The 4,397-nt window shown below is 64.1% G+C and carries 5 protein-coding genes and 1 pseudogene; 4 read left to right on the forward strand and 2 right to left on the reverse strand.

The window, feature by feature from the left end; genetic code table 11:
• Positions 1–874 (reverse strand): amidohydrolase family protein (locus tag ACFE99_RS23085; RefSeq protein WP_375488914.1); only part of this gene is annotated, 874 nt, incomplete at its 3' end.
• A gap of 273 nt (positions 875–1,147) precedes the next feature.
• Here ACFE99_RS23085 and ACFE99_RS23090 point away from each other — a divergent pair.
• Positions 1,148–1,933 carry an SDR family NAD(P)-dependent oxidoreductase gene (locus ACFE99_RS23090; protein WP_375488916.1) on the forward strand — a complete coding sequence of 262 codons (786 nt, stop codon included), beginning with the start codon at positions 1,148–1,150 and terminating at the stop codon, positions 1,931–1,933.
• Complete coding sequence (locus tag ACFE99_RS23095; protein WP_375488919.1) at positions 1,930–2,502, forward strand: MarR family winged helix-turn-helix transcriptional regulator; 573 nt, start codon at positions 1,930–1,932, stop codon at positions 2,500–2,502. The genes ACFE99_RS23090 and ACFE99_RS23095 overlap by 4 nt, the downstream gene beginning before the upstream one ends.
• Positions 2,503–3,322: 820 nt before the next feature.
• Here ACFE99_RS23095 and ACFE99_RS23100 read toward each other — a convergent pair.
• Positions 3,323–3,583: a WGxxGxxG family protein gene (locus tag ACFE99_RS23100; protein WP_375488921.1), complete on the reverse strand. Its 261-nt coding sequence runs from the start codon at positions 3,581–3,583 to the stop codon at positions 3,323–3,325.
• Between the two features lie 488 nt (positions 3,584–4,071).
• Here ACFE99_RS23100 and ACFE99_RS23105 point away from each other — a divergent pair, with 488 nt between their 5' ends.
• Positions 4,072–4,230 carry a hypothetical protein gene (locus tag ACFE99_RS23105; RefSeq protein ID WP_375488923.1) on the forward strand — a complete coding sequence of 53 codons (159 nt, stop codon included), beginning with the start codon at positions 4,072–4,074 and terminating at the stop codon, positions 4,228–4,230.
• Positions 4,230–4,322: pseudogene (locus tag ACFE99_RS23110) on the forward strand (3-hydroxybutyryl-CoA dehydrogenase); the annotation flags it as partial. The gene ACFE99_RS23105 and the pseudogene ACFE99_RS23110, both read left to right, overlap by 1 nt.
• Positions 4,323–4,397: the final 75 nt, after the last annotated feature.

Below are 4,397 nucleotides of genomic sequence, written 5' to 3' on the forward strand. Positions count from 1 at the left end.
GGTCTAGAAAGCGTCGCGCGACGAGCGGCCCACTGCCCATTCCGCATTCGATGTCGGGGGTGGTGCAGATTCCGACATCGGCGTGCGCCAATGCGGCCATCTCGTCGTCGTCGAGGTGGTTGCAGTGGGTGAGCGAGGTGTGCGCCGGCCAGTCCTGATGCTCGCACAGCGCAGCGATCGTCGAGTCCACCGCGCCGACATCCCAATGGCCGGTCACCAGAAACGGCTCCAGTGCCCCCACCCGAACAAGCAGCGCGCGCAACGCGTCCAGCGGCAGATAGGGTGCCGTCTCGGGCAGGGCGACGCCGAACCGCAGCCGCTGGCCCGGATCGCCGAAAAACTTTGCCCGCACGCGCGTGGCGTTCTCGTCGTGCCACTCGTCGGGGCTGCGCATCACCAGCTCACGCACCGCGGCGATGTCAACGGGTGCGCCGTCGAGGAAGGTGGGGACGTTCTGCAGCGCATAGCAGAACACCCCGCCGACCCCACTGTCGAGCAGACCACGGACCAACGCGTCGGTGCTCTGCGGGCAGGTCTGCAGATGACTGTGGTCGACGACGGTGGTGATGCCGGCCGACAGCGATTCCAAGCCGCCGAGATAGTTGCTGAGGTAGGCGGCTTCGGCGTCGAAACAGCCACAGTACATCGACCTGGCCTCCGCCATGTATTGCTGCAGGCTCCAGTCCGCCGCGGCCCCGCGCAGTAACGCCTGCCACAGGTGGCGGTGTCCGTCGATGAGGCCGGGGATCACGATCGCGCCCGTCGCGTCGATGACCTCCGCACCGCCAGCATCGAGGGTGGGCGCGACGGCAGCGATTAGCCCACCGCGGATCAAGACGTCACCGACCGGCAGATCGCCGATCTCGGAATCCATGCTCAAGACGTAACCTCCCCGTATCAAGACCGGTGGTGCCACAGCGATGCTCCTGTCCTCTTAGGCGGCGCGAGCGGCTCGACGCCGAAGGGTGTGATCGGCAAGCGTTGGATGGTCAGGGGTGGCGTCTGCCGGTATGAGGCGACGTGCAGTCCATGGGGGTCGCCGCGTGCGAACGCGACCACCTTCCTTCGCCGGCACCGCGTATCACTCCACTGTTACCTTCACTTCAAGTATCTTGATCTCAAGTAAATACTACATTATCCTGGCGGCATGAGCGGTAAACATTGGGCGGCCCGTCTGACCGGGCGACGGGCGCTGGTCACTGGAGGGAGCCGAGGCATCGGCGCCGCTGTTGCCGAGCGCCTGGCGGCCGAAGGGGCGGCGGTCGCGATCAATTACCGCAGCCAGGCGCCGGCCGCCCAGGCGTTGGTTGATGAGCTGTGCAGGCGTGGCGGTGAGGCGGTGGCCATCCAGGCCGACGTGAGCGATCCAGATGCGGTGGGCGCCCTCGTCGATAAGGCCGCTGAGCGGCTGGGCGGGCTTGACATCCTCATCAGCAATGCTGGCATCGAGCATTTCGCCGCGCTGGACGACATCACGCCGGCCGACTTTAACCGCGTGTTCGCGGTCAACGTCGCCGGCCAACTGTTCGCCGCCCAGCACGCCGCTCGGCTGATGCACGACAAGGGATCGCTAGTGTTGATGTCCTCAGTAAGTGCGTCCCGGGCGGTCTTCGATCACACCCTCTACGCCGCCAGCAAAGCAGCCGTTAGCGCCATGGTGCTTAACCTTGCGCCGGAACTGGGCCGCCGCGGGATCCGCATCAATGCCGTCGCGCCCGGCGGCACCGCCACCGACATGGCCGCCGAAGTGTCGGGGCGCTACCGTCATCCCGACCTACCCGACCAGACACCCGCCGAGACGATGGCCGTGCTCACGGCGCTGCGCCGCGCGGCCGACCCGACCGAGATCGCCGCCGCCGTGGCGTTTCTGGCCTCCGACGACGCCTCCTACCTCACCGGCCGCACGCTAGCCGTGGATGGAGGTCACTTTTGAGCACACACCACCATAAAGGCCAAGAGCTTCAAGAATCCGAGACTGCCGAACCGTTCCCCGGCGATCGGGTCGATGCGCTGATGCGGGTCGCCGGGGAGGAGACGCCGGCGGCGGCACGGGAGGCGAAGGCGCTGGCCTACCGCATTCGACGGATCGCGCGTCGGCTTGAGAACGAGATGCGCCGCGAACTGAGCGGCTACGGCATCGAACTGTGGGAGCTCGAACTGTTGGCCGCACTCATCCGTGCACGACCACATCACCAACTCACCGCCGGTGAACTGGCGGCAGAGCTTCAGCTCACCTCCGGCACGATCACCAACCGCATCACCCGCGTCGAAAACAAGGGCTGGATCCACCGACACATCGATCCCAGCGACCGCCGCCAGATCCTGGTCACCCTCACCCCCCAAGGACACACCCGCGCGCGAGAAGTGTTCGCTACCAAAACCCTAACCGAGGCCACCCTCCTTGCCCCCCTCTCGGCCGCGAAACAACACCAACTCAACAACGACCTGCGCGTCCTGCTCGTGGCTCTGGAAGGTCCACTGGGCTTCGCGCCGTACCGTTGAGACATCGCCTCGGACTTGCCTGAACAAGGGCACACGGCGCTCGTCGCGGCGGCGGTGGCGTCGTCGCACTCGGCGATTACCAGTTCAACCAAGAAACTAGATAAGTCGATTCAACCAAGAAACTAGATAAGTCGGCTACTCGCGTTCCCCTGCCGATTTGCTGCTCTCCTTTCCCGGCCGGTAATCGGCTAACCGTTTGTGCTGCGTCTGCGTGCGACGAATACGGTTCGGCCCAGCGCTTTCCGGTGAAGCTGCACGGCCCAACCAGATCTAGTCGCGAACCCGCCTGCACCGATCAGCAGCTGCGACACACTTGCCGCCCGTACGACGACATCGCTGCCACGTAGCCTTCGGCTGTAGAAGTCCGCCGAGACGGTCTGGCTGCGTCCGGGATTATCGGCCTCGCACCCCGACTTAGTAGGTCGCGGATTAATGGCTCATCGAGTTTGCCAGCATGGATGTCTGCCCAGCTCGGGGACGATTGCCAGGCAATTGCCCGGCTCCTGCAACCGGCTGTGCGGGAGAAGCTTTCACTTCCGCGCAACTGCTCAGATGACCATTATCGAGGCACGGCCGGCTGCTGTCTCGTTGAGATCGCCCAGCATCTGCGACGCTGTCGACCGAGACCCGGGCGCGGTTACCGCCGGGTGAACCGTCGGTACCGCCCTGCATCCACCTCTACCCGCCATCCCCGCAGACTAGGCCAAGACTTCTTCACCGATGCTTCAAACGATCGGCACTCCAGAACCAGCGCCGCTTCAGGACGCTACAAATGCTGACGCCGGTCCTGCGGCAGCAGGTCTGGCCTAGGCCGCGGCGTTTAGCCGCGAATACCAGAGCCTGGGGTGCCTTCTCCGGGATATGCCCCTTTTCGTCGCAATCCGGCGAGCCCACCCAAGCCAAGGAGCCCGACAAGCCCCCACAATCCGGTCTTGTCACTCTTGTGGCTGTTGTCTTGTTGTGCCACCGCAGTCGTGGTGGACGACGAGACGGATGAGCTCTCGGTTGCGGCGTAGGCAGTCCCGGCACCGCTAAACAACAACGCCCCAGTGGCCGAAGCGATTGCAATGGTCTTGCGCATAACATGCTCCAGGTAAGCGGGACACAAGTACCGGAGCACGATCGCACCAAGTGGCGATCGTCCTCCGGCAAGAACGACGCATGGAATTAACTGAAGCGTCGAACGTATGCGTCTACTATCCGACAGCTTTGTCACGCAAACATTGGCACCGTAGGCGGATCACTGCGCTCTGAACGTCCAGCCCTTTCTTGGTGCGGCGATGCGCTCGCCGTATCTCGTGCGGAGGAGGTGCAGCCGTCGATCATCAGCCGCAACTCCTGGGCAGCGCCGGCGCAACAACCGCAGCCGACCTTCGGTGACTTCCAACAGCAGAACCTCGAAACCCATTAATAGCTTGCTCTCAATGTGATTCGTAACATCGACACCGCCGCGCCGCTTTACCGTCTTTCCTATGAGCTGACAGCGGGCCGACGATGTCCCGTACGGTTCGGCGCGACCGCGTAGTCGCTACCTGACCGTCTGCTTTCGGCCACAACCCTTTGGGGGCGATGGCGCAAAACGAATCGGTGGTCTTTGGCCACGGCGATTTTGTAACGCTCGCGCGTCCGCGCGGCGATGCGCGCGACACCGCAAACACCGCACACCATGCGGTTCAAGTGCTCACGAGCAGTCCGCCAGCGCGTTCGGTGGCGATGGGCAAGCTGTGATTTCCGCCGGGCTCGACTGGGTCATTACCGATCCCACCGCGGTGCTGGCGTCTAAAACCTCCAGCATCCCGATTATGAAACTGGCCGCAGCTTAGGCGGCTTTCTTCTCCATGGTGAATTGGCAGACGTCGGTGTAGCCGTCGCGGAACAGCTCCCGGCAGCCGGTC

The organism is uncultured Mycobacterium sp. (assembly GCF_964249325.1).
Classification (GTDB): Bacteria; Actinomycetota; Actinomycetes; order Mycobacteriales; family Mycobacteriaceae; genus Mycobacterium.